This window comes from Pseudomonas syringae, assembly GCF_021606685.1.
GTDB classification, from domain to species: domain Bacteria; phylum Pseudomonadota; class Gammaproteobacteria; order Pseudomonadales; family Pseudomonadaceae; genus Aquipseudomonas; species Aquipseudomonas syringae_R.
On sequence record NZ_WKCB01000009.1, the window covers coordinates 17,692 to 41,643 of the forward strand.

Here is a 23,952-nt window from a genome sequence, read left to right on the forward strand (position 1 = left end):
TGTCAGTCGATAGTTTCTTGACTGATACACCGCATTCGCGAGCAAGCCCGCTCCCACAGTGTGCATCGGTGTTGTTCAGATCCCGATATTGCCCAGGGTGATCACAATATTGCGCAGCGTCCCGGCAATGCCCGGGTGGTCCAGCTCGAAGCCTTCTACCGCGCGGTTTACATCGTCGGCGATGCTGGGCTGCTGGGTGGCCGGTTCCAATTGAAGTTGAAGTTCGAACTTGGCAAGCAAGGCTTCCAGGGCTTCGCGTTTTTCGAGCGGCAGCGGCGGGTCCTGTTCCAGTTGCTCGCGCAGGATGTTGACCTGTTCTTGCAGTTTTTCGCGGGCAGGCATGACGTTCTTCCTTTTATCGATAGGCACTGGCATAGACCGCGGCACGCCGAGAAAGGTCTACGGGCTGACCTGTAGATTAATCCACCGACGCCGACTGTGCATGATCTCGATCAGGGCTTCTCGCCTTTGAGCTGGCGCAGGCTGATGTCGGCCAGGCAGCTGCCGAGTTCGCCCAGGTGGTCGATCACCGAGTGCACGCCCAAGCCGTACAGGGCCACGGTGGCCTTGCCGCGTTTGTATTCGCGCTCCTGTTCGCTGAGCGCTTGCCATTGCTCAGGTGCGATGCCGCACAGCGAGCCGCAGGAGGCCAGGCCGATGGTCCACAGCCCCGCGTTGAGCCCCGATTGCAGCAGGCGCGGTTCGCCGCTGACCAACACACACCCTTCGAGGCGTTCGATGTTCAGCTCCATCAAGGCCTGCCAGCAGGCGTGGGGCGCCGGCCAGCGGATAGAGGAGGGCGAGGCTGCCTTGAGCCAGTGGGGTAGCACGGCGGTCAGTGGCGTGGTGACTGCGGGCGGCAGCTCATCCAGCCAGGCGCAGGGAATGCCTTGGTCCTTGAGGCTGCGCAGGATGCTCAGGGCGCCGGGCGTGGCCTGGGCGTCGGGGAAGGGTGAGTCGGTGCGTGCCAGGGAACCAAAGTCCACCAGGCAGCCACTCAGGCCGAACAGAACAGCAGTCAAGGCAGGCGTGCTGGCGATGGCTATCTCGGCGTGAGGCATGTCGACATCCCTGAAATAGCTTTGACGCTATCGGGTCGGGATGACAAACCGATTACAAGCCTGTGATGGGCGATGTATTTGTAGGAATTTTGTACATTTAACGTATGACGTTTCCAGTGTGCTGCTTAATTCAACACTTCCGTCATATACTGACAACCTTATTCAGGGCATAGCGCCCATGACAGACCATTCAAGGAGCAAAAGCTATGCGCTGGAGCCAGTACTTCGCTCAGCTGTCGGTGTGTGCCACCGTCATGCTGGCCCCGTTCGCCGCCCAGGCTGCGTCGGAAGACGATCCATGGGAAAGCGTCAACCGCCCGATCTTCACCTTCAACGACACCGTTGATACCTACGCCCTCAAGCCATTGGCCCAAGGCTATCAGTTTGTGACCCCGCAATTTGTGCAGGACGGCATTCACAATTTCTTCCGCAATATCGGCGATGTCGGCAACCTGGCCAACAACGTGTTGCAGCTCAAGCCTCACAACGCTGGCGTCGACACCGCGCGTTTGTTGGTCAACACCACGTTTGGCGTGCTGGGTCTTGTCGACGTCGGCACCAAAATGGGGCTGCAGCGCAACGACGAAGACTTCGGCCAAACCCTGGGCTATTGGGGTGTGGGCAGTGGCCCCTACGTGATGATCCCGCTGCTGGGGCCAAGCACGCTGCGTGACGCGCCGTCCAAATACGTCGACAGCTACACCCAGCCTTACCGTTACATGGATGACGTTTCCCTGCGCAACAGCGTGATGGGCTTGGGCATCGTCGATACCCGCGCCAGCTTGCTCGACAGCGAGAAGCTGATCACCGGCGACAAATACACGTTTATTCGTAATGCCTACCTGCAGAACCGCGAGTTCAAGGTCAAGGATGGCAAGGTTGTCGACGACTTTTAAGTCGTGACACTTTGAAATGAAAAAAGGCGGCCCTGGAGGTCGCCTTTTTCATGCGCGCTTTTCAACGCATTTTCAGGATCTTGAGGCCCAGGTGCTGGTCGTCCCCGCTGGCCTTGGTCCATATCACCTCGGTATCCGCCTCCAGCCCCTTGAGGGCGGCGTGTTCAGAATCGATGCGCACGGTCAGTAGGTCACCCACCTGGAACTGGCGGGGCGCCTGTACCTGCATGCCGGAGCTGGAAAGGTCCACGCACACCCCGGCAATTTCCTGCCCGGCGTGGATCAAGGACACATCGGCATCCACCCGCATGCGGATGAAATCGCGTTTTTCGGCGTAGTCGCGCTCGTGTTCACTCACAGGTTCCATCCTTACTTTGTGTTGTGGTCGTGACTGTTCTTATAACTCCCGGTGATTTGCGATGTAAAGACGCCCGGCGACCATCGGCATGAGCTTGAAACCCCTGGCGGATGGGAGTACCGTCTGCGCCTTAGAAGGGCACCTCTGCTTTACCGTTGTGCATGGGAAAAATCCCATTGCTTTGTAGGACAGAGAGGCTAGAAAGCGAATCCAGTACGTGAGCCCGGCCATTGCCGAGCCACCTACGCCAACCTAATTCTGGCGCCGTTTGCCCACATGCAAAAAACCAGTGCCACGCTGCTGATAATCGATGACGACGAAGTAGTGCGCGCGAGCCTCGCGGCCTATTTGGAAGACAGTGGCTTCAGCGTCCTGCAGGCCAGCAATGGCCAACAGGGTCTCCAGGTGTTCGAGCGCGACCAGCCCGACCTCGTGATCTGCGACCTGCGCATGCCCCAGATGGGTGGCCTGGAGCTGATTCGCCAGGTGACCGAGCGTGCGCCGCAGACGCCGGTGATTGTCGTGTCCGGCGCCGGGGTGATGAATGACGCCGTCGAGGCCCTGCGCCTGGGTGCCGCCGATTACCTGATCAAACCCCTGGAAGACCTGGCGGTGCTGGAGCATTCGGTGCGCCGTGCCCTGGATCGTGCGCGTCTGCTGGTCGAAAACCAGCGCTACCGCGAAAAGCTCGAAACCGCCAACCGCGAACTCGAAGCCAGCCTCAACCTGCTCCAGGAGGACCAGAACGCCGGTCGCCAGGTGCAGATGAACATGCTGCCGGTCAGCCCCTGGACCATCGACGAGTTCCAGTTTGCGCACCAGATCATCCCGTCGTTGTACCTGTCGGGTGATTTCGTCGACTACTTCCGCGTTGATGAGCGGCGTGTCGCGTTCTACCTGGCCGATGTATCCGGCCACGGGGCTTCCTCTGCATTTGTAACCGTGTTGTTGAAGTTCATGACCACACGGCTGTTGTTCGAATCCAAGCGCAATGGCACCTTGCCGGAGTTCACCCCCTCCGAGGTGCTGGGCCACATCAACCGGGGCCTGATCAGCTGCAAGCTGGGCAAGCACGTGACGATGGTGGGCGGCGTGATCGATGAAGAAACCGGTCTTTTGACCTACAGCATTGGCGGTCACCTGCCGATGCCGGTTTTGTACACTCCAGACAGTGTGCGCTACCTGGAAGGGCGTGGTCTGCCGGTCGGCTTGTTCAATGAGGCGACCTACGAAGACCACATTCTGGAGCTGCCGCCGACCTTCAGCCTGACGCTGATGTCCGACGGTATCCTGGACCTTCTTCCAGAGCCTACACTCAAAGAGAAAGAAGCCGCCTTGCCCCAAAAGGTCAAGTCGGCGGGCGGCAGCCTGGATGGCCTGCGGCAGGTTTTTGGATTGGCCACGCTAGGGGAGATGCCGGATGATATCGCCCTATTGGTGTTGAGCAGGAATCTTTGATGAGTACCGGAAGAATCCAATTCGCCGAGCAAGACGGGACCTTCGTCCTCAAGTTTGTCGGTGAAGTGCGCCTGACCTTGTGTTCGGCGCTGGATGCGACGATTGAGCGGATTTTCACAGCCTTGAATTTCTCGGCGATCGTGATCGATCTGACCGAAACCCGCAGCATCGATAGCACCACCCTTGGTCTGCTGGCCAAGTTGTCCATTCTGTCTCGGCAGAAGGTCGGCCTGTTGCCGACTGTCGTCACCACCCACGAAGACATCACCCGCCTGTTGCAGTCCATGGGCTTCGACCAGGTGTTCAACATCGTTGATCGCCCGATTCCCTGCCCGGAATGCCTGACCGACTTGCCCTCCCAGGACCAGTCCGAGGAAGTGGTACGGGTCAAGGTGCTGGAAGCGCACAAGATCCTGATGGGGTTGAACGAGTCCAATCGTGAAGCGTTCCATGACCTCGTGAACGCGCTGGAACGCCACTAAGCCCCAGTTGAAACACACTCCAATGTGGGAGGGGGCTTGCTCCCGATTGCAGCGTGTCAGGCAATACAGCCATCACTGACACACCGTCATCGGGGGCAAGCCCCCTCTCACATTTGTACCGAGAGTGACTTGGGGTCAGCGACACACAAAAAAGGGCGGTACCCGCGAGGGTACCGCCCTTTTTGCCGTCGCCTGTCTTACAGCTTGGCAGTCAGCAGCGCTTCCAGCTTCTCCTGGTCACGAGCAAACTGACGAATCCCCTCCGCCAGCTTCTCGGTCGCCATCGCGTCCTCGTTGGATTCCCAGCGGAACTGCGCCTCCGTCAAATGCACCCGTGCTTCACCGGCGTGGCCTGGTGACAGCTTGCGCTCCAGTTTGCCTTCATCGGCGGCCAGCTTCTCCAGCAGGTCAGGGCTGATGGTCAGGCGATCACACCCGGCCAACTCTTCGATCTGGCTGAGGTTGCGGAAGCTCGCGCCCATCACCACGGTCTTGTAGTCATTGGCCTTGTAGTAGTTGTAGATACGCGTCACCGACTGCACGCCCGGATCGTCGGCGCCGCTGTAGTCGTTGCCGTTGGCCTTCTTGTACCAGTCGTAGATGCGGCCCACGAACGGCGAGATCAAGAACACGCCAGCTTCCGCACAGGCCACGGCCTGGGCGAAGGAGAACAGCAGGGTCAGGTTGGTCTGGATGCCTTCTTTTTCCAGCTTCTCTGCAGCACGGATACCTTCCCAGGTGGCGGCGATCTTGATCAGCACGCGGTCACGGCCAACGCCGGCCTTTTCGTACAGGTCGATCAGGCGGTGCGCACGCTTGAGAATCGCGTCAGTGTCGAACGACAGGCGGGCATCCACTTCGGTGGAGATACGCCCCGGAACCACTTTCAGGATCTCTTGACCCACCGCCACCGCAAAGCGGTCGCTGGCCAGGCCGACATCACCGTTGCAGTCCTGCACGCACGCGTCCAGCAGCTTGGCATACGCGGGAATGGACGCGGCCTTGAGCAGCAGGGAGGGGTTGGTGGTGGCGTCTTGGGGTTTGAGCTTGGCGAGGGTTGAAAAATCGCCAGTGTCGGCTACTACGGTGGTGAACTGCTTGAGTTGTTCCAGCTTGGAAGTCATGGGCGTGCTCTGTCCTATGGGTCTGATGACATTACCCGAGCGTCGGCAGGCGCTCAAGGGCGCAAATGCGATCGATCGTTTGCGAGGGGCAATAACCTGAAAACAGCCGTTTGAATGACTGATCTTGCTGGTAAATAGGAGGGCAAAACGGCCGGCAGGTTCAACCAAACTGCTCGAACCGCCTCGATCAACCTGTGGGGGCTGGCTTGCCTGCGATGACGGCGCCAAACCAGCCACCTGGCACTCAAACCGCTGAATCAGCGCCCGTCCAGCAGAGCGCCCGCCTGATCGAGCAAGGCCAGCGGATCACTCGCCTTGTGAATATCCACCGACAGCAACTGCCGAAACTTCCTGGCCCCCGGAAATCCAGTGCCCAGCCCCAGCACATGCCGCGTGATGTGGTGCATCGTCCCACCCGCTGCTAAATGTTCAGCAATATAAGGCCGCAGCTGCGCCAGCGCCTCGGCCCGGCTGATGATAGGTTGCGTACTGCCAAACAACTGCTGATCCACCTGCGCCAGCACATACGGGTTGTGATACGCCTCGCGGCCGAGCATCACCCCGTCAAACGTCTGCAAATGCGCGTGGCACTGTTCCAGCGTCTTGATGCCGCCGTTGAGAATGATCTCCAGGTCGGCAAAATCCTGCTTCAACTGAGCCGCCACGTCATACCGCAGAGGCGGAATGTCCCGATTCTCCTTGGGCGACAAGCCCTCCAGAATCGCAATGCGCGCATGCACGGTAAAACTGGTGCAGCCTGCGTCCTTTACCTGCCCGACAAAATCACACAGTTCGGCATAGCTGTCGCGCCCGTTGATCCCGATGCGGTGTTTAACCGTCACCGGAATCGACACGGCATCGCGCATCGCCTTCACGCAATCGGCTACCAACGCCGGGTGCGCCATCAGAATCGCGCCGATCATATTGTTCTGCACCCGGTCGCTGGGGCAGCCGACGTTCAGGTTCACCTCGTCATACCCCGCCGCCTCGGCCATGCGCGCGCAGGCGGCCAAATCCGCCGGAACACTGCCGCCCAGCTGAAGTGCAAGCGGGTGCTCGGCTTCGTTATGGCGCAGGAACCGCTCGTGGTCGCCATGCAGGATCGCGCCGGTGGTGACCATCTCGGTGTAGAGCAGCGCATGCTTGGAGAGCAGGCGCAGGAAGAACCGGCAGTGGCGGTCGGTCCAATCCATCATCGGGGCGACGGAAAAGCGGCGGGAGAGGGGTTGCGGTGACGCGCTGATCAGGGACATTGGACAGTCTGAGTGGGTAGGGCAGAGGCCGGGAGTTTAACAGGAATCAGGGCACAGGATCGGTGCGCTGCTTGTCCACATCCCGCGTCTGCGAGCGCAATCACCCGGTAACGACGGTGCCTTTATGGAAAATTTCGCGGCGTGCACGGCGGCTGATGTTTTCATGCTTGCTGGCGGTATACATCTCGTCGAAACGCTCGCGGTCGATGCCGGGGTATTTGGCCAGCTCCTCCATGACCATTCGGTCGTACTCTTTCTCGATCACGAAGCGGAACACCTCGCGTCGATAGTAGAAGCCGAACTGAAATGCCAGGACCTCGGTCAGGTAATTCGACGAGGAGAGGAAGCAGTTTTCCAGGTCAATGGCCTTGGCGTGCGTGGGCCGCTGCGGGTCGATCATTACGTTGTTGGCCCAGAAATCCATGTGTACGACGCCCTTGCTGTGCAGGGAGCGCAGCAGTTTGAACGACACAGTGATCAGGCTGTTGACGTCGCGTTCCTGGCGAAGCCAGTCGAGGCCGCTGACGTAGCCATCAAGCATCTCGGTGAAGATGAAGAACTCCTGGATCAGGCCCAGGGCCGACTTTCTGTAACCGAACCCATACAAACCGGCGACCGGTGCGCCGCGTTTCTGGGCACCGTGGGTGTTGATGACTTCTTCCACCGGCCAGTCGAACGTACCGTCACGCTTGGCGCGCCCGAACGTCACGCGCAGTTTTGGCTTGAGGCGCAGGGGCTGGGATTTGGCGAACAGGTCGCTCTCCATCCCTTTCAGGGGCGCGCTCATGCGGCGCTTTATCTGATGACGGGTGTCGATCAGGTCCTGAATCGCCTGTTGAGTATTGTCGGCGGTGCCGTGTGCGGTGAAAACCGTGGCGTTGCGATGGTTGAGTGTCATCGGAAAGCTCAGGAGCACACTGCTGTCAGGAAAATTCAAGACACATCCTTGTACTGTCGGAAAAGTATTACGGACATGTTACATGGCGCTGCCATTGGATCCAACCTGAACCTAAGCTGACAAGGTAATGAATTTCAGGTTTTTTTGTGCTTTTCAGACGGTTCGGGATTGACAATGCGCTGTTGGCTATGGGTGGGATTTTTGAATGGCCAGCAGCATGCACGCCGTGGGAGGCAAAAAATTACCGTGAAAAAATAAAAGCGCAGTGCAATAATGGCTTAGGGCTATTATTTTGCTATCTGACTAAGTGCTATTGATGAAAACGACACTGTCCGCGAAGTTGTTTATTGTTTTTATAGTTTTGTCGTTAGTCTGCGTTATTTGTCTGTTGGTTGAAGAGTTTATATAGCCTTTTCATGGCTGACGGGTGTGTTTGTATTGAAGTTTCATGAAACGGATGATGACAAACAAGCTGCTCAGAATAAGGCCCAGAAAACTACCCAGCAGGACAAGTTTCTTTGGGTGTTTGCTGTTGGTGGTTCTTACGTCGTCCAGCGTATTAAAGGCGCGTACGTTATTGGCCGGTGCCAAGGTCGGCAAGTTAAGCGCAATCGCCTCGGTATTGGCCGCGTCCAATGCGGATTTCAACTGATCCAGCGCGCGTTCTTTAGTCGTTGCGGTTGCCGACGCGATATACAGTACCGACTCACTCCTGCCGGTTTTTGGCGCAGACTCTTTTAAGCTGATCGCATTGGCTGCCATGACGCCCATGGCGGTAAAGAACACATCGTTTTGTATTGAGCTGTACAGGTCGATTTCCTGCGGGGGTGGGGTGGCGGGGGCCGTCGCGTCTTCGTTTTTGACTTCTTTGTATAAATTATAAAGCGATGATTTGGCGATGTACGTACTGGCTGTCCATTGTTCGGGTGACAGCGTATGAAGGGCGTACGAGAGTGCAGCACCTGCCAGTGTGGCCGCCAGGATGATTTTTTTACTGTTCCATAAAGCGAGTAGAAGTGGAATCAGGTCTATTTCATCATCGGCGGAATGAGGCTTTGAACTCGTTGACGTGTTCACGAAAAATTCCTTTCTTTGCGTCCTCGGATTGTAGATAAGAAAATGCAATTCGCCATTTCTTGACTCTCACCGGGATGGATGCGAATGGTTCCTGTTTGTTGCGTGGGAAGTCGCTCCATACAAAGTCGCAGGCAGCGATTAGTATTTAACCGTAGCCTGTGTGCATTGAAGTTTCATGATGTCTTGTAGCCCACAGGCATAGGAACACTCGCGTGATGCAATCGTTCACGGTTTGAGCGTAGAAGGTGATATAGGCCACGATCAATTGCGCGAAGGGGCAGGCTTGTCTGCCCCCGGCCACTCACGGTCTCAGTGACCGCCCTGCATGCGTCGCGCGATCAGGTAAACACCCAGACCCACCAGCGCGGTGGCTGCGCCGATGTAGCCGGTGCTTGTCCAGCCCAGCCCTGCAGTAATCGCCATGCCGCCAAACCAGGGGCCCAGTGCGTTGGCCAGGTTGAAGGCGGCATGGTTGGAGGCTGCCGCCAGGCTCGGCGCTTCGTGGGCGATGTCCATCAGGCGGATCTGCAGCGGGGCGGCCAAGGCCACCATCGTGCCGACCAGCCCCATGCTCAGCAGCACGCCCCATAGCGACGACGCCGCGATGGGAAAGAACAGCAGCACTGCCATCGACCACACCAATATCAAGCCCACCGCACGAAACTGCAGGCGGTCGAACAGCTTGCCGCCGGCAATGTTGCCGATGATCCCGCCCACGCCAAACGCGGCCAACCCAAACGGAATCCACTGTGGCGACACGTTGGTCACTTCCAGCATCGTCGGTGCCAGGTAGCTGAACACGCAGAACATCCCGGCAAAGCCAATGGCGCCAATGGCCAGGGCCATCCACACTTGGGGTTTGGTGAACGCGCGCAATTCCTTGCGCGGATCACTGCGTTGTTCGTCCGGGCGATGGGGTACGAACTGCCAGACGAGCGCGAGGGTGCACAGGGCGATCACGCTGACCAGTGCAAACGCCGAGCGCCAGCCCAGGTGCTGGCCGAGGAAGGTGGCGATCGGATTGCCGAGCAGCATGGCCAGGGTCAGGCCCATCATCACCCGCGCCACGGCGCCTGCGCGTTTGTCGGTCGGCACCATGCTCGAGGCGACCACCGCCGCAATCCCGAAGTACGCGCCGTGGGGCAGGCCGCTGATAAAGCGGAAGGCCACCAGTGAGCTGAACGTTGGAGTAAACGCGGTCGCCAGGTTACCCAGGGCATACAGCGCCATCAGCAACAGCAGCATGTGTTTGCGCAGCAGCTTGGCGCCGAGGATAGCCAGCAGCGGCGCGCCGACCATCACACCGAGGGCGTAGGCGCTGATGGCGTGGCCGACCTGGGGCTCACTGAGGTTGAGGTTGTGGGCGATGTCAGGCATCAGGCCCATGATGGCGAATTCGCCAGTACCGATAGCGAAAGCGCCCACGGCCATGGCCGCTTCCATTTTGGCGGCACTGCGCGCGGGCAGTACGTGCCCGGGTGTTTGCTGGATAGACATGGATCGCTCTGTTGAAATGGAGAGTACAAAGGAGGGCCGCCGATGCTACGCACGCAACGGCGAACCTGTCTAGAACAGCGTTTTATGGCAGAGTTCAATGGCGCTTTGAGATCCGTCTTATTCTCGCGCCCCCTTGCGCTGCGTACGCTTGCGGCGATGAAACTCAAACATTTTTTGCAACCCCTCGACGCCACCTTCTCCACGCCCAAAGCGGCCCGCAAGCTGCTGCGCCTGTTCGCCCTGGCGTTGGTGCTGGGTGTGTACGCGGGCGCCTACAGCTATTTGCGTGCGGCGTTCAGCGAGGAGATTTCGTTGCGGCGCAGCTATATGAATGAGGCGGTTTCGGATGCCCAAAGTTTTTTCGTCAGCCGCCAGACGCTGCTGAAAAGCCTTGGCCTGTCCACGGTTCGGCATGTGACGGCCCCCGTGGGTAACCTCAACAACGTGCCTGCCGAGGAGGTGCATATCACCCTCGGGGAGGCCGGCAATATCTGGAGCCTGTGGCTGACGCGGCGGATGCTCGACTACCTGGAGGCCAACCAGGTCAACCTGATCTACGTGGCCCAGCGTGCCGAACCTTTGGTGGAGCGCCTGTTCACCGCCGGCCCGGCACCGGACGCTGTGCCGCAGACGGTGTTGCAGCGGCTGATGGCGGTCGATACCGGCAACGTCTCGGTCAGCGATGAGCTATGGCTTACCGAGCAAAGCCGGCTGGATTCGCCGTTGTATATCTTCACGCGCCTGGATGACCGCAGCCCGTCCTCGGGTTGGCTTGGCCTGGAGGTTGATGGTCCGGACCTGATCAACGCGCTGCAGCATGAAAAAGCCGGCGACTTTATGTTGCTCGACGCCGCAGGTCAGCTGATTTTCAGCAGTACGCCCCAGCAACCGCCCGCTGCGCAGGTGCTGCGCCAGTACCACGGCACGGCCAGTTTCGGCTGGGAGGGCCGCCGTGGGTTGCCGGATCGCCTGGCCATCCGCAAACACCTGGGGTATTCCCAATGGCAGATCGTTTACAGCCTGGAGCTGAGTTCGCTGTTGCCCAGCCTGGCCCTGCCGCTGCTGATGTGCCTGCTACTGTGTTTGCTGGCGAGCCTGTTGATGCTGAGGCTGGTGAGGCGTATCGATCAGCGCCTGATTATCCCGGCAGCCAATCGCATCGAAGCCTTGGTGGAAAGTGAGGCGTTCAGCAGCGCGGTCATTCGTATTGCGCCGGTTGCCTTGTGCGTATTGCGCCGCAGTGACGGCGAAGTGGTGCTGGAAAATCCCCTGTCGCGCCAATGGCTGGGCAACGGCCAGGAACGCCAACAACTGTGCCACGGCTGGATTCGCCGCGCCTTTCACCCCAGCGAGCAAAGCAACACCGACGAGCTGCAAATGGCCGACGGTCGCCACTTGTTCCTGAGCTTCGCGCCCACCCGTTATCAGCGTGAGGAAGTGTTGATTTGCGCGTTCAGCGATATCACCGAGCGCAAACAGGTGGAGCTGGCCCTGCAGCAGGCGCGTACCTTGGCGGATGCAGCCAATGAGGCCAAGACGTTGTTCCTGGCAACCATGAGCCATGAAATCCGCACGCCGTTGTATGGCGTGCTGGGCACCCTGGAGTTGCTCGCCCGCACCGACCTCAACAGCCAGCAGCGGGGCTACTTGAATGCTATCGAAGGCTCGTCGGCGAATTTGCTGCAGCTGATTTGTGATGTGCTGGATGTGTCGAAAATCGAGGCAGGGCAGTTGTCCCTCGAACTCAGCGTATTTTCCCCGTTGGAGCTGGTGCAAGAGGTGATCCAGGGCTATGCCGGTGCCGCTCAGAGCAAGGGACTGCAACTGTTCGCCTGCCTCGACCCGCAACTGCCCGACCATGTGCGCGGCGATGTCACGCGTATCCGTCAGATCCTCAATAACCTGCTCAACAATGCGCTCAAGTTCACCGAGAGCGGGCGCATCGTATTGCGCGTGCGCCTGGAGAGCCGCGAAGGCGAGCGCGCCCTGTTGCAATGGCAGGTGGTGGATACCGGCAAAGGTATTGCCGCGCACGACCAGCAGTACCTGTTCGAGCCGTTTTTCCAGGCCAATGGCAATGCCAATGTGGTGGCGGGCACCGGGCTTGGGTTGTCGATCTGCAAGCGCCTGGTGCACCTCATGAACGGTACGCTGCGGGTAGTCAGCGAGCCGGGGCTGGGCAGCAGTTTTACCTTCACCTTGCCGTTGGAACAGGTCGATGAGTACGGGCATGAGCCGTGGGCGTTGCCCTTGCTGGGCGAGCGCGTCTACGTGGTGTCGCCCGTGCGCGAGCTGGCCGAGAGCATTGGCGGCTGGTTGCGACGCTGGGGCGCGCGGGCGCAATTGGGCGTGCCGCACTCGGTAGAAGCCGACCCTGGCGCGGTGCTGGTGGAGCTTTACCCCGGCCCGGTCGACCCTGGCCTGAGGCCGCGCTGGTCCGGGCCGCGGGTGATGGCGGCTGCCGATGAGCATGGTGTGCATCAGGCGCCGGGTGCTTGCTGGCAGATCGGCCTGAACCAGCTGCAGGCCCTCAATCGGGCGGTCAGCCGTGCCCAGGGCATCGAGGAGCATCCGTCGCCGCCGCCCTGCGAAGCGCCTGCCCAGATCAACCTCAACCTGCGCTTGCTGGTGGCTGAAGACAACCTGATCAACCAGTTGATCCTGCGTGATCAACTCGAAGAGCTAGGCTGCACCGTGGTGCTGGCGGGCGACGGCATTGAGGCGCTGTCACTGTGGGGCGAAGCCGCGTTCGACTTGATTCTTACCGACGTCAATATGCCGCGCATGAATGGCTATGAACTCACCGAGCAACTGCGTCGCCTGGGCTGCGCCTTGCCGATCATTGGTGCCACCGCCAATGCCATGCTCGATGAAGCCGAGCGCTGCCTCAATGCGGGCATGGACCACTGCCTGGTCAAGCCCTTTACGTTGCGCGTACTCCACCAGTGTTTGCAGCCGTATCAGAGGAGCCTGCTTTGAGTGCCTATCGCGTGCTCATCGTGGAGGATCATCCTTTTCAGCATGAGTACCTGATCAACGTGTTCCAGGGCATCGGCGGCTTTGACGTCGACGTGGTCTGGGACGGTGCGAGCGCGTTGCAACGCCTGGCCCGCCAGCGGTATGACCTGTTGCTCAGTGACTTGATGATGCCGGGCATGGACGGCGTGCAGTTGATCCAGCAATTGGCGCAACTTCAGGCACCACCGGCCCTGGCACTGATGAGCGTGGCCTCGCGGCGCATGCTGGTTGGGGCCGGGCAGGTGGCGGGCAACCTTGGGCTGACGGTCGCCGGGCTGATCACCAAGCCGGTGTGCGAGCCGCAGGTGCGCGCCCTGCGCGACTACCTCGACAAGCTTGCCGACCAGGCCCGCACACCTTGCTGCCATCGGGGTGTCAGCCTGGCGCGGGAACACCTGGCGGGCGCCTTGGCCAACGGTGAAATCCAGGCCTGGTTCCAGCCCAAGAAGTCTTTGCATGACGGGCGTATCGTCGGCGCCGAAGCGCTGGCGCGTTGGGTCCACCCCGATGAGGGGCTGTTGCTGCCAGGCGAGTTTCTCGGTGAAATCGAGCGCCAAGGTCTGGAAACCCAGTTGCTGACCTGCATCCTCGCCCAGTCCCTGACCGCCCAGGCCCAGTGGGCGCAGCTCGGCTACCGGCTGCCGGTGTCGATCAACCTGCCCACGCACCTGCTTGACCAATGCGACCTCGTCGACCGCCTGCTGGCCCAGGTTCAGCAGCGCGATGCCGAGCCTCGGCAAATCACCTTCGAATTGATGGAAAGCTCCACCACACAGTTGCCCAGTAGCTACTACGCTGGAGCATGCCGCCTGCGCATGATGGGCTTTGGCTTGGCGCAGGACGATTTTGGCAAGGGCTTCAGTTCTTACTTCAACCTGGTCTCCACGCCGTTCAACGAAGTGAAGATCGACCGCTCGCTGGTGCACGGCTGTGCCGAGAATGAAAGCCTGGCGTCGGCCCTGCAAAGCATTGTCGAACTGGGCCGCAAGCTGGGGCTGACCACCACTGCCGAAGGCGCTGAAACACAGGCGGAGCTGGCGGTACTGCGGCGTATTCGCTGCGACCAGGTGCAAGGCTTCCTGATCTCCCAGGGCGTGACGGCGGATAAATTCAGCGCGTTGTTGATCGAAGATGGCCCTGCGCCAGCACTTATCTGAGCGGCCAGGGTCACACAGTCAAGAAGCCCGAAGGAAGGGTCGCCCGGTTCGCCGGGCGTTATTGGCCAATGCCGGGATCATGCATAGGCTCCACGTCCTGATTCAGGCTTCTGCGGTACTGACGATGAAACATGCAAGCTTGCGCCTGGATAAACTCGCGCAAAGTTCCCAGCGCCTGAACAAAGCCCTGTTGCTGCTCACCGGGCTCGCCTTGCTGCTGTCCAGCAGTTGCTATTGGGCGGTGTCGCGGTTGCTCGATGCCGAACAGGAAAAGGTCGAGTTTCACTTCGCCCGCGTGGTGGAAATCATCCATGAGCATGAGGCGTTCCTGCGCAACGTTGCCGTCGGCTATAGCCGCAGCAATGCGCCGCCACTGCCGGCGGTGCAATCCACCCAGGTCGTGCAATTGCAGCGCGACGCCGGGCAGGTCGTGGTGCAGGCCAAGGGCTTCGCGCTGTCGTTGCCGTTCACGTTGTCTTACGGTGCGGATTTCACGGCGGATGACACGCGCCGCGCGCTGGCGTTTGGCGTGCAATTGACCGACTACTATGGCGGCTACTGGGCCAGCTCGTTTTACGCCTCACCGCAGTTGTTCGTGTTTACCCCCAATGATGTTGCCAGCCTGGCCGTCCCTGGCATTGGCGGCCTGCGCCAGCATCAGCCGTTGTTGAACGAGCGCTACCGCGAGGTGGTGAGCCGTTTGCACCAGTTGCAGCAGAGCCAAAACCTGCTGCTCACTGACCGGCGCGTGCGCTGGATGCGCGCACCTTTGCAGCTGTATCCCAACACCCGCAGCCTCGTCGCCATGATCGGCCTCGATGCGCCCGCCGCCGTGTTGCCGGCCAACCACCCTGAGGGCCTGCTGACGTTGGCGGCGGTCGTCGATACGTCTCAGGTCGATGAGTTCGAGCGGGTGCTGCAATTGTCGGTGTACAACCAGTTCACGCTGATTTCGCCAGAGGGCGATGTATTGCTCGGCAGCCTTGGCGATGAACACCTGGCGCCGCTTGGGCTGAGCTTTAACCGCCAGGGCCTGCGCTTCAAGATGAGCAGTGAGGGCGGCGAGCACTGGACCGGCTTGTACGCCATCAGCTACCAGGATTTCCTGCGCTACGCCAAATGGCCGTTGCTGGGCCTGGGCCTGACATTTCTGGCGGCCGTGCTGCTGGGCTGGTGGATCAACCACTGGTACAAGACCCGTATCGTCAGACCGGCCCAGCGTGCCCAGGAACGTCTGTTCGAGAGCGAAGCGTTCAACCGCATCATGTTGCACAACGCCCCGGCGGGGCTGTGTGTGGTGCGGCGCAGCGACTGCCAATTGCTGCTGGAAAACCAGCGTGCCTTGCAACTGGGCGGCACCGCGCCCTTGGTTGAGGTCCTCAAGGCCAACCACGGCCCCGACACCCCTGGCGAAATGTGCCTGGCCGTGCAGGGGCGCTACCTGCAGGTGGTGGTGGTTGCCGCGCGCTACGAAGGCGAAGACGTGTTTCTGTGCGGCTGCAACGACATCACCCGGCATGTGGACGAAGCCTTGTTGCTCGACCAGGCCCGTCAGGAAGCCACCGCTGCCAACGAGGCCAAGACCGTGTTCCTGGCCACCATGAGTCACGAAATCCGCACACCACTGTATGGCGTGCTCGGCAACCTAGAACTGATGGCCCTGACCGCCATGAGCGAGCGTCAGCGCCAGTACCTTGAAATCATCCAGGGCTCTTCCACCGTGCTGTTCCAACTGATCAGCAATATTCTGGACGTGTCGAAGATCGAGTCCGGGCAAATGGCTGTGGAAGCGGCGCCCTTCAACCCGCAGCAATTGGTCGAGGAAGCGGTGCTGGGCTTTACCGCCACCGCCCGCAACAAGGGCTTGCAGATTGATGCAGAGATCGACCCGCAGGTGCCCCGCCAATTGCTCGGCGACGCGGGGCGTATCCGGCAGATCCTGCATAACCTGCTGGGCAATGCGATCAAGTTCACCGAGTCGGGGCGCGTGCGTTTGCGCTTGACCGTGCAGGCGCTGCTCGCGGATGAAGTCGCGCTGCAATGGCAGGTTACCGACACCGGCGTAGGTATTCCGGAAAAGGCCTTGGACCAGCTGTTCAAGCCGTTCTACCAAGTAGCCGGTGGCCAGGATGGCAACGGCGCGGGCCTGGGGTTGTCGATCTGCTCGCGCCTGAGCGAGTTGATGGGCGGCAGCATGCGCGTGGTCAGTGAGCCCGGGCTGGGCAGCAGCTTTTCGCTGTTCATCAGCTTGCCGATCGTTGACAGCGCGCCTTCAGTGGCCAACCCCGAGTTTGCACCGCCGTGTCTTGACGCGCCGTGCTTGAACGTACGGGTGCTGGTGGCCGAGGACAACCCGGTCAGCCAGGCGGTGCTGCGCGAACAGCTCGAAGCCCTCGGCGCCCAGGCCACCGTGGCGCGGGACGGCGAACACGCCCTGCAAATCTGGGGCTCGCAGCCGTTCGACCTGGTCATCACCGACATCAACATGCCGCGCCTCAACGGCTACGACCTGGCCCGCGCCCTGCGTGAGCAAGGCGTGCAGGTGCCGATTATCGGCGTCACCGCCAACGCCCTGCGCGAGGAGGGTGAGCGTTGCCTGGCGGTGGGCATGAACGCCTGGGTGGTCAAGCCGTTGAGCATGAGCATGCTGCGCCAGGCGTTGATGGCCCACTGTCGCCACGCGGCTGCCCTGGCGGCGCCGCCCCCGGAGCGTGACCGCGAGGGTTGGATCGAGCTGTCCCCGGCCATGCGTCAATTGATGGCCGACACCTTGCTGGAGGATGTGCAGCACCTCGAACAAGGCTTGGCCGTGGGCGATACCGAGCGGGTACGCCAGCGCCTGCACAGCCTCAACGGCGCGCTGGCAAGCGTGCGCGCCGGGGCCTTGTCCAGTGCGTGTCAGACCTGGGAAAACGCGCTTTACGACGCGCCTCTGGATAACCACGCCGCCACGCAAATCCGTGGCGTGTGCGTGCGGCTGACGGCGGTAGCGCAGTGTTTGCTTGCAGAGCTTTCTGCCCAGAACAAGGAAGATAAATAATGCGAGAAATGAACGTTGTGATCGCCGATGACCACCCGATTGTGCTGGTGGGCGTACGCGAGATCGTGCAGCGCGATTCACGCTATCGCTTGGTGGGCGAGGCCGTCAGTTCCAGCCAGTTGATCGAGCTGTTGCGCGCGCATCGGCCACAAGTGCTGATCACGGATTTCAACATGCCGGGTGATGACACCTACGGCGATGGCTTGAAGCTGATCGAGTACATCCTGCGCCACTTCCCCGACACCCAGGTGCTGGTGCTGACCATGATTTCCAACAGCCTGATCCTCACCCGCTTGCAGGAGCTGGGCGTAGCCGGGGTGATCCAGAAAAACCACCTGCACGGCGAAATCGAAAAAGCCCTGGGCGCCATCAGTGCCCAGCGCAATTACCAGGCGCCTGTGCCTGCGGCGACATCGGTGGTGGGCAATGCGTACCAGGTGCAGGAGCGCTTCCAGAGCCTGTCGCCGCGGGAAATGGAGGTGCTGCGTTTATTTGTGACCGGCATGAGCGTCAGCGATATTGCGCGGCAATTGAGCCGCAGCAACAAGACCGTCAGCGCACAGAAAATCTCCGCCATGCGCAAGCTCGACGTGGACAGTGACCAGGCGTTGCTGACCTATTGCATTGAAGCGCGACAGTTTCAGTAGTCAGCGGTACGTCATCTGCATCAGCAGCATGGCGGTGTAGCTGCCCGCTTGGGGCAGTTCGCCAAGGGACACGGGCTTGACCCGCAGGGTCAGTTCCAGTGGCTCGTCTTCTACCGGCCAGGTGCCGGTTTGCCCCAGGCTGAAATCAGCCTTCGCGCCTTTATTCAGCAAACCAAGCTGCAGCCCCAGGTCTGGGCGGCTGGTGAGCAGGGTGTGGCTGTCGACGCTGCCCACGCCCGCCGTGAGGGTAAGGCTGACTTGGCTGTTGGCCTGGCAATCGAACACCAGCGGTACGTCGGTGACGCTGGCACTGGCGTCGGCCAACTGGTTGAGGTTCACGTTGCCCAGGTCCACCTGTTGTGTACTGGGAAAGCGCGCCGCGCAGGGCGGAGCGATCAGCTTGCCGGTGACGTCGATCTGGGTGTTATCCGCCGATTGCGCGAGGGCGCTGCCGGCGACGGCCAGCAGGCTCCAGATGAGCGTTTTCATAGGTAATCGATGGTCATGACCATGGATGACGAGAACGCCCCTGGCGTCAGCGCGCCGCGCGCCACCAACTGGGCGTTGAGGCTGATATCCACGTTGCCGCTGAGGTTGCTGTAGGACCGGGCAGTGCCGGTGAGGTTGGCCGCGGTGCTGTCGGACGCCCAGATCAATGACACGCCGAGGTTTTCCATCGAGGTCTTGGCGACGGTGGCGGTGTGGGTGCCGCTGTTGGCACTGAAACTCACATTCAGTGCGGAGCCAGCCGGGCATGTCATGCGCACAGGGATGGGCTGGGGCGCGGTGGTGGCCACCTGGTCGGTGCGCACATCGCCGAACTCGGCGACCAGGGTGGTACTGGTGCTCAGCGCGCACGGCGGGCGGGTGAGGGTGCCACGCACGGTGATGTTCACCGTGTCGGCGGCGTGGGCGCTGGCGCCGAGCAGGACCAGGGCGAGCAGTGAAGTGTTCATGGCAAGGACCTCAGAGGTAATTGATGGTCAGGGTGTATTGGCTCTGGAAGGCACCGGCCGGGGATTGGCCGCTGGCCAATTGCGGGGTGAAACCCAGCCCCAGGCTGTTGCTGCCCTGGCGAAGTTGCAGAGTGCGCGGGCTGTTCAGGTTCACCGGCGTGTTATCGGCCCAGCGCGCCTGCATGTTCAGCCCCGCCAAGGTGGTGCGCGATACGCCGTTACTGGCGCTGACCACCGCTTGGCTGGGCACCAACGTAGCGGTGGCTTGCACGGCGGCTGGGCAGGTGACTGACACCGAGGTGGATTGCTTCTGGTTACTGAGGTCGGCGCTGCTGATGGTGCCGAACGACAGGTCGACGCTGCTGGGTGAACTCAGGCTGCAGGAGGGCAGGTAGACCGTGTAGTTAAACGGGTACTGCATGAACCATTCGGCCCAATTGGCGTAGTTATGCGAGGTCACGCCGAGGTACAGCTGGACATAGCGCCGGCCCGTCGTACGGGGCGCCGTGCCCACCAGTCTGTACCGATAGGGCACCACCGTGTTGAGCGGCAGGCGGCGGCAAGGTCCGCCCAGGCAACTGGCCCCATATTGGCCGAGGGGTAACTCGAGCATGTAGGTGTTGCTGTACGGGTCGACAAAGCGCAACTGGGCCTGGTCGGCACCCGACATGTAGGCGATCTGCGCATTCATGCCAGCCGCATACGGGAAGGCCCGGCGAATGGTGCACGTGCCGGTATAGGTGATATCGATCGCCTGGCCCGGCGTGAACCGGTAGCCGTTGCTCGGGTAGCCAGGCATTGAGCATTCGAGGTTGCCGCCGATGAAGGCGTGCGCAGATTGCGGCAGGCCGCTCAATACCGCGCACACCAGCGCCAGCATCAGCCCTGCATGGGTTTTGGCGAAAATGTTCATGATCACGAATCCTTGGCGCCCGACCCACCGGCCGCGCGCTCACAGTGAATGTTCAGTTGCGTAATCCCACCCTCGGCAGGACCGTCGTCTTGCAGTTTCAATTCGCGGCTGCACCACGCTTGCCCGTCCACGCTGATCACCAGGCGTGCCTCGGGCGGCACGCCGGTCAGGAAGGCGCGACCCTTGTCGGCCACCAGGGTGTTGCCCAACGAACGGCCGTCTGCCGCGAAGAGTTCGGCGCGGGCGGCAAAAGGCGCCGCTTCGCCGTGGGTGTCGCTGATGCGAAACAGAATGCGTTTGCCGCGCCGGGTGTCGAAGTCCGCCAGCACAAAGGCACCGCGGTTGGGCGTGACTTCCTGCACCGGCTCGGCGATGTCGACGTCGGCGGGCATCGACTGGGTGTCCAGCGACACACGGTTCTTGCGATAGGGCAGGGCCGACGGCACCACCGTGTAACCATTGGCATTGGTGCGCACCCCGCGCTTATTGCTGACCGCCACGTCGGCGGCCCCCGGCGTGGCGACGATCACGTTGGTTTCGCCCAGCGGTTGGCTGAACATGAGGTTGCTGCCGTACGCCACCACCGACCCTTCCATGCCCAGGTCCAATTGGCGGTTGCCGCTGGACGCGTTGTAGGCGCCGCGCACAATCGCGCCGGGCGCGTCGTATTGGGCGGCAAAGGTGCCGCCCGCCTCGCGTTGAGGGCCGTTGACTTGCTGGGACACGCCCGCGCTGTAGGCCAGGGTGTCGTCTGCAAACGCGTTGCCGCTGAGGGTCGCGGTGCGTGATGCCGCGCCACGCCCGCTCTGGTTCATGTTGGCGGTGACCCGTTGGTTGCGCGTGCCGCCCAAGGGCATGCTGACGCTCAGGGACACGCTGCGATCGTCGCTGTCGGCGCCTTTGTTGAGGCCCAGCCCGAGGGAGTAGGAAATGCTCCCGGAACTCACGCTGTAACCCAGCTGGACCGAGGTGTCGGCCTTGCCCTTGTCCCAATACGCGGTTTTCGACACGTTGGCGTATACCCCGCCGTAGCCGCCCAGTTGCTGGGACACGTTGGCGGTGAAGTTGCTTTTCATGTGGCCGCTGCGGTACGTGTCCAGGGTTTGCCCGGCGTTGCGGCTGTTGAGCGCCTCGTTGAACGAGTAGTAGTCGCCGGTGGAGTAGCGGTAGCCGATCAGGCTGAAATGGGTATCGGTGGCCGCCAGGGATTTGGAATAGCGAAAGCGGAACGACTGGCCGCTGGCGCTGGTTTTGTCATGGCCCATGGCGTCGCTGCGGGCGTGGGTCACGTCGACCGACACCGCGCCGAAGCCGGCAAAGTCATGGGCAAAACCCAGCAGGCCGGCGTTGTATTGCTCGCTGAGCAGGCTGGCGCCGAACAGCGTGGTGCTGCCGCTCAAACCACGGCGCAGGGAGGCCTGGAGGAAGGTCGGGGTTTGCTGCACAAACGCCGATTGCGCCGGGCGGTATTGGCCGGCAAAGAGCGAATAGCTTTGCTGCCCCTCGCGCAGCATGTAGGGCACCGACGAAAACGACTGGGTGTAGACCTGGCGCTGGCCATCCGGGCCCTCCACCGTGACCTCGATGTCGCCGTTGCTGGCGGTGGGGTAAAGATCGGTCAAGGCAAACGGCCCGGAAGGCACCCACTGTTCGTGGATCACATAGCCGCGCTGGCGGATGATCACCCGCGAGCGGCCATTGGCGATGCCACGCACCACCGGCGCGAACTCGCGGGACTGGTCGGGCAGCATGTCCAGGTCCGAGGCGATGCCCAGGCCGCGATAGGGGATCGCGTCGAACAGGTCGCCCTCGGTGGTGGCATCGCCCAGGGTGGCAATCGCCATCATGTTGCCCATATCCCGCTGGGCATAGGTTTCCATCGACTCCCAGCGCCCGGTGTCGCCCGTGCCTTTCTGCCAGGTCGAGAAATTGCGCAGGCGCCAGGCCCCGGCATTGATGCCGCTGCGCAGGCTGCCGAACTGGTTCTGGCGGCGGCCGCTGTCGGAATCTGCGGTGCTGGCGCTGAAGCTGTAGTTGGTGAACGCCACGTTCTCACCGTCGCTCCACTGTCGACGGCGCACCTCAAACGCAACGCTGCCGAGGTACGCCTGGGGAATCTCGATCGACAGCAACTGGCGGTTGAAGTCGTAGTCGTAGACCACCCCGGCCAGGCCTTGGTCGAAGGCGATGCAGGTGGTGTCGGCGTCGTGTCTGTTTTGCAGGGCCGTGTCGGCCACCCCCTGGGCGCGGAAAAACTCGCCATCCAGGCACGGAAACAGCCCGGTGGCCGAGCGGTCCGCCGTGCCGGTGGCGCGCACGAAACGCACATCGCGCTGCTCGACCGAATGCTGGTTGACCTGCACATCCACCCGATAAATGCCCGGCAACTGGCCTTCGCTCATGGCGCTGACCTGTTGTTTCACGGCCGCCGAACTCTGCCCGCCGCCGATCTCGAGGAACGAAGCGTCGAACTCGTAACCGGCGTGTGCGGGGGCCAAGTGCAAGGCCACGACCGCCGCGAGCGGGCAGCCGAAAGCCTTCACGGCGCGACGGCGCGTGAATGGGGATGAACGGGGCATGGGCGTTCCTGGTGGGGGCGTGCGCGTGTATCAGTGAATGCGGATAAGAGGGGCGGTCACGATGCTGCCGTAGTCGTCGATGTAGCTGAGCGACACTTCATCGCCCGCCTTGGCCTGGATCGGCAGTTCGCGCTGTTCGCCGGGGCGCAGCACCTCCGGCGCCTGAGTGATCGGCAGGCCGTTGAGCGTGAGTTCGCTGACCACCACGTGAAGCTTGGAGGCGTTGTTGAACTGCAATGCGCCCGCGTTGGACGTCCAGCCCACCTGGGCCACCGCGTCCTTGAGCGAGCCTTTGACGCCGGCCGGGCGGTAAAACAGCTTGATGGTGGTCTTGAGGGCAATCTGCAGTACGTTCTTGCCTTTCTGGTCGTCGCTCATGGCCGGGATGGCCTTGACGTTCATCAGGAACAGGCTTTCGCGGTCCTGGGGCACCTCGGTGCCGCCGGTGAAAATGATGCGCAGGATGTTTTCCTTGTTGGCATCCAGTCGAAACAGCGGCGGGGTCACGATAAAGCTGTCGACGCTTTCGTCATTGCCGCTGCCAAAGCGGCTCACCCAGGACTGCACCAGGTAGGGCGAGGTGTCTTCGCGATTGCTGACAGTGAGGTTGGCTTCGCTGGAAGCCCCGTCGTAGATCAGCCGTGTGGCGCCGACCGTGACGGCGGCGTTGGCAGCTGCGCTGTGCCACAGCGGGAACAGGGCCAGCAAAAAATACAGGTTCAAACGCATGATGAGGGACCTTTGGAAGTCCGTGGGCCGGCGAGCGGCCCACGGTATTGACGAGCAATTACTTGTAGGTAACGTCGAAGCTGGCCAGGGCGTGCACCTGGCCGGTGCCGATACCGGACGTGACTTGGGCGGTTTCGCCTTCGCCGACGGTGGTGTCAGCGATGGTGCGCACGTAGGCGGCGGTGAAGTCGAAGGTGTTGGACTGCGCACGCAGGTCGTAATCGGCGGTCGGCGTGTTCAGTGGCAGTTTGTTGCCGTTACGGGCGTCGGCGATCTGGATCGCGATGCCGCGTACCTGGTTTTCACCGGTCAAGCCCAGCAGGGTCGGGTCGGTGACGTCTTGCTGGCCGCTGAAGGTGATCGCGACGCTGTTGCGGGTGGCGGTGCTGCAGTTGTCCAGGCTGATGGAAAACGGCTTGGCTTTGTCGGTGAGCACCGAGCCCACGGCGGGCGCGAAGTCAGCGATACGCACCGGGTCCAGGGTGACGGTTTTGTTCACGTCGCTGGTGGTGATGGTGCAGGCGTTGTCGGTGACCGAACCGGTGAATTCGATCTGCCCACCGGCCGCGTGTGCGGTGCCGGCCAGCAGCCAGCAAGCGCCGCAGGCGAGGGTGAGTTGGCTCAGTTTGTTCAGCATTGCAATGCCCCTTTAGAGAGATGGATGGTTGTCTGCTCACGCTTGAGTGAGCCAATCCATGGTGCATTGCGGCCTTTTAAAGGCACATGAGACAGATCTTAAAAACTGGCGAAGTGATGGCCGTGCGACCGGCGAGTCCATATCCGACGTCGGGCGTGATATTCTGCGCGCC

Annotated in this window: 21 protein-coding genes; 7 read left to right on the forward strand and 14 right to left on the reverse strand. The window is 61.4% G+C overall.

What is annotated here, in order from left to right; all coding sequences use genetic code 11:
- Window positions 1-75: 75 nt before the first annotated feature.
- Window positions 76-342 carry a DUF4404 family protein gene (locus GIW02_RS05730; RefSeq protein ID WP_236414514.1) on the reverse strand — a complete coding sequence of 89 codons (267 nt, stop codon included), beginning with the start codon at window positions 340-342 and terminating at the stop codon, window positions 76-78.
- Between the two features lie 110 nt (window positions 343-452).
- Window positions 453-1,061, reverse strand: coding sequence for an HAD family phosphatase (locus GIW02_RS05735; RefSeq protein ID WP_236414512.1), 609 nt, complete (start codon window positions 1,059-1,061; stop codon window positions 453-455).
- A 206-nt stretch (window positions 1,062-1,267) separates the two neighbouring features.
- On the opposite strand from GIW02_RS05735, the gene GIW02_RS05740 reads away from it, so the two are divergent.
- The gene (locus tag GIW02_RS05740) at window positions 1,268-1,957 is read left to right on the forward strand and encodes an MlaA family lipoprotein (protein WP_236414510.1); all 690 of its coding nucleotides are present in this window, start codon (window positions 1,268-1,270) and stop codon (window positions 1,955-1,957) included.
- Between the two features lie 61 nt (window positions 1,958-2,018).
- Here the strand turns inward: GIW02_RS05740 and GIW02_RS05745 are convergent, their stop codons facing one another.
- A complete protein-coding gene (locus GIW02_RS05745) occupies window positions 2,019-2,315 on the reverse strand; it encodes a PilZ domain-containing protein (protein WP_236414508.1) in 297 nt (98 codons plus the stop codon).
- A 276-nt stretch (window positions 2,316-2,591) separates the two neighbouring features.
- On the opposite strand from GIW02_RS05745, the gene rssB reads away from it, so the two are divergent.
- Window positions 2,592-3,773, forward strand: coding sequence for a two-component system response regulator RssB (gene rssB, locus GIW02_RS05750; protein WP_236414506.1), 1,182 nt, complete (start codon window positions 2,592-2,594; stop codon window positions 3,771-3,773).
- Entirely contained in the window at window positions 3,773-4,255 is a 483-nt protein-coding gene (gene rssC / locus GIW02_RS05755; RefSeq protein ID WP_003172602.1) for an anti-sigma factor antagonist RssC, read from the forward strand. Before rssB ends, rssC begins: the two co-directional genes overlap by 1 nt.
- Before the next feature lie 197 nt (window positions 4,256-4,452).
- Here the strand turns inward: rssC and tal are convergent, their stop codons facing one another.
- From tal to GIW02_RS05780, 5 genes are all read right to left on the reverse strand, one after another.
- Entirely contained in the window at window positions 4,453-5,379 is a 927-nt protein-coding gene (tal, locus tag GIW02_RS05760; RefSeq protein ID WP_236414504.1) for a transaldolase, read from the reverse strand.
- Between the two features lie 257 nt (window positions 5,380-5,636).
- The gene (dusA, locus tag GIW02_RS05765; RefSeq protein WP_236414501.1) at window positions 5,637-6,632 is read right to left on the reverse strand and encodes a tRNA dihydrouridine(20/20a) synthase DusA; all 996 of its coding nucleotides are present in this window, start codon (window positions 6,630-6,632) and stop codon (window positions 5,637-5,639) included.
- A gap of 100 nt (window positions 6,633-6,732) precedes the next feature.
- Window positions 6,733-7,569 carry a lipopolysaccharide kinase InaA family protein gene (locus tag GIW02_RS05770; RefSeq protein WP_236415976.1) on the reverse strand — a complete coding sequence of 279 codons (837 nt, stop codon included), beginning with the start codon at window positions 7,567-7,569 and terminating at the stop codon, window positions 6,733-6,735.
- A 375-nt stretch (window positions 7,570-7,944) separates the two neighbouring features.
- Window positions 7,945-8,607 (reverse strand): Wzz/FepE/Etk N-terminal domain-containing protein, encoded by a 663-nt coding sequence (locus tag GIW02_RS05775; protein ID WP_236415978.1) that lies wholly within the window; start codon window positions 8,605-8,607, stop codon window positions 7,945-7,947.
- 309 nt (window positions 8,608-8,916) lie between these two features.
- Window positions 8,917-10,104: an MFS transporter gene (locus tag GIW02_RS05780; protein WP_236415980.1), complete on the reverse strand. Its 1,188-nt coding sequence runs from the start codon at window positions 10,102-10,104 to the stop codon at window positions 8,917-8,919.
- A gap of 156 nt (window positions 10,105-10,260) precedes the next feature.
- Here GIW02_RS05780 and GIW02_RS05785 point away from each other — a divergent pair, with 156 nt between their 5' ends.
- From GIW02_RS05785 to GIW02_RS05800, 4 genes are all read left to right on the forward strand, one after another.
- Window positions 10,261-13,083 (forward strand): ATP-binding protein, encoded by a 2,823-nt coding sequence (locus tag GIW02_RS05785; protein ID WP_236421792.1) that lies wholly within the window; start codon window positions 10,261-10,263, stop codon window positions 13,081-13,083.
- Entirely contained in the window at window positions 13,080-14,279 is a 1,200-nt protein-coding gene (locus GIW02_RS05790; protein ID WP_236415987.1) for an EAL domain-containing protein, read from the forward strand. Before GIW02_RS05785 ends, GIW02_RS05790 begins: the two co-directional genes overlap by 4 nt.
- A gap of 124 nt (window positions 14,280-14,403) precedes the next feature.
- Complete coding sequence (locus GIW02_RS05795) at window positions 14,404-17,319, forward strand: ATP-binding protein (protein WP_236415989.1); 2,916 nt, start codon at window positions 14,404-14,406, stop codon at window positions 17,317-17,319.
- The gene (locus GIW02_RS05800) at window positions 17,319-17,966 is read left to right on the forward strand and encodes a response regulator (RefSeq protein WP_236416017.1); all 648 of its coding nucleotides are present in this window, start codon (window positions 17,319-17,321) and stop codon (window positions 17,964-17,966) included. The genes GIW02_RS05795 and GIW02_RS05800 overlap by 1 nt, the downstream gene beginning before the upstream one ends.
- Here the strand turns inward: GIW02_RS05800 and GIW02_RS05805 are convergent, their stop codons facing one another.
- The 6 genes from GIW02_RS05805 to GIW02_RS05830 are packed head-to-tail and all read right to left on the reverse strand — an operon-like array spanning window position 17,967 to window position 23,780.
- The gene (locus tag GIW02_RS05805; RefSeq protein WP_236416019.1) at window positions 17,967-18,455 is read right to left on the reverse strand and encodes a fimbrial protein; all 489 of its coding nucleotides are present in this window, start codon (window positions 18,453-18,455) and stop codon (window positions 17,967-17,969) included.
- A complete protein-coding gene (locus tag GIW02_RS05810; protein ID WP_236416022.1) occupies window positions 18,452-18,922 on the reverse strand; it encodes a fimbrial protein in 471 nt (156 codons plus the stop codon). Before GIW02_RS05810 ends, GIW02_RS05805 begins: the two co-directional genes overlap by 4 nt.
- Window positions 18,923-18,932: 10 nt before the next feature.
- Complete coding sequence (locus tag GIW02_RS05815) at window positions 18,933-19,835, reverse strand: fimbrial protein (RefSeq protein WP_236416024.1); 903 nt, start codon at window positions 19,833-19,835, stop codon at window positions 18,933-18,935.
- Between the two features lie 2 nt (window positions 19,836-19,837).
- The gene (locus GIW02_RS05820) at window positions 19,838-22,414 is read right to left on the reverse strand and encodes a fimbria/pilus outer membrane usher protein (RefSeq protein WP_236416026.1); all 2,577 of its coding nucleotides are present in this window, start codon (window positions 22,412-22,414) and stop codon (window positions 19,838-19,840) included.
- A gap of 30 nt (window positions 22,415-22,444) precedes the next feature.
- A complete protein-coding gene (locus tag GIW02_RS05825; RefSeq protein ID WP_236416028.1) occupies window positions 22,445-23,143 on the reverse strand; it encodes a fimbrial biogenesis chaperone in 699 nt (232 codons plus the stop codon).
- A gap of 58 nt (window positions 23,144-23,201) precedes the next feature.
- Window positions 23,202-23,780: a fimbrial protein gene (locus GIW02_RS05830; protein WP_236416031.1), complete on the reverse strand. Its 579-nt coding sequence runs from the start codon at window positions 23,778-23,780 to the stop codon at window positions 23,202-23,204.
- Between the last annotated feature and the right edge of the window lie 172 nt (window positions 23,781-23,952).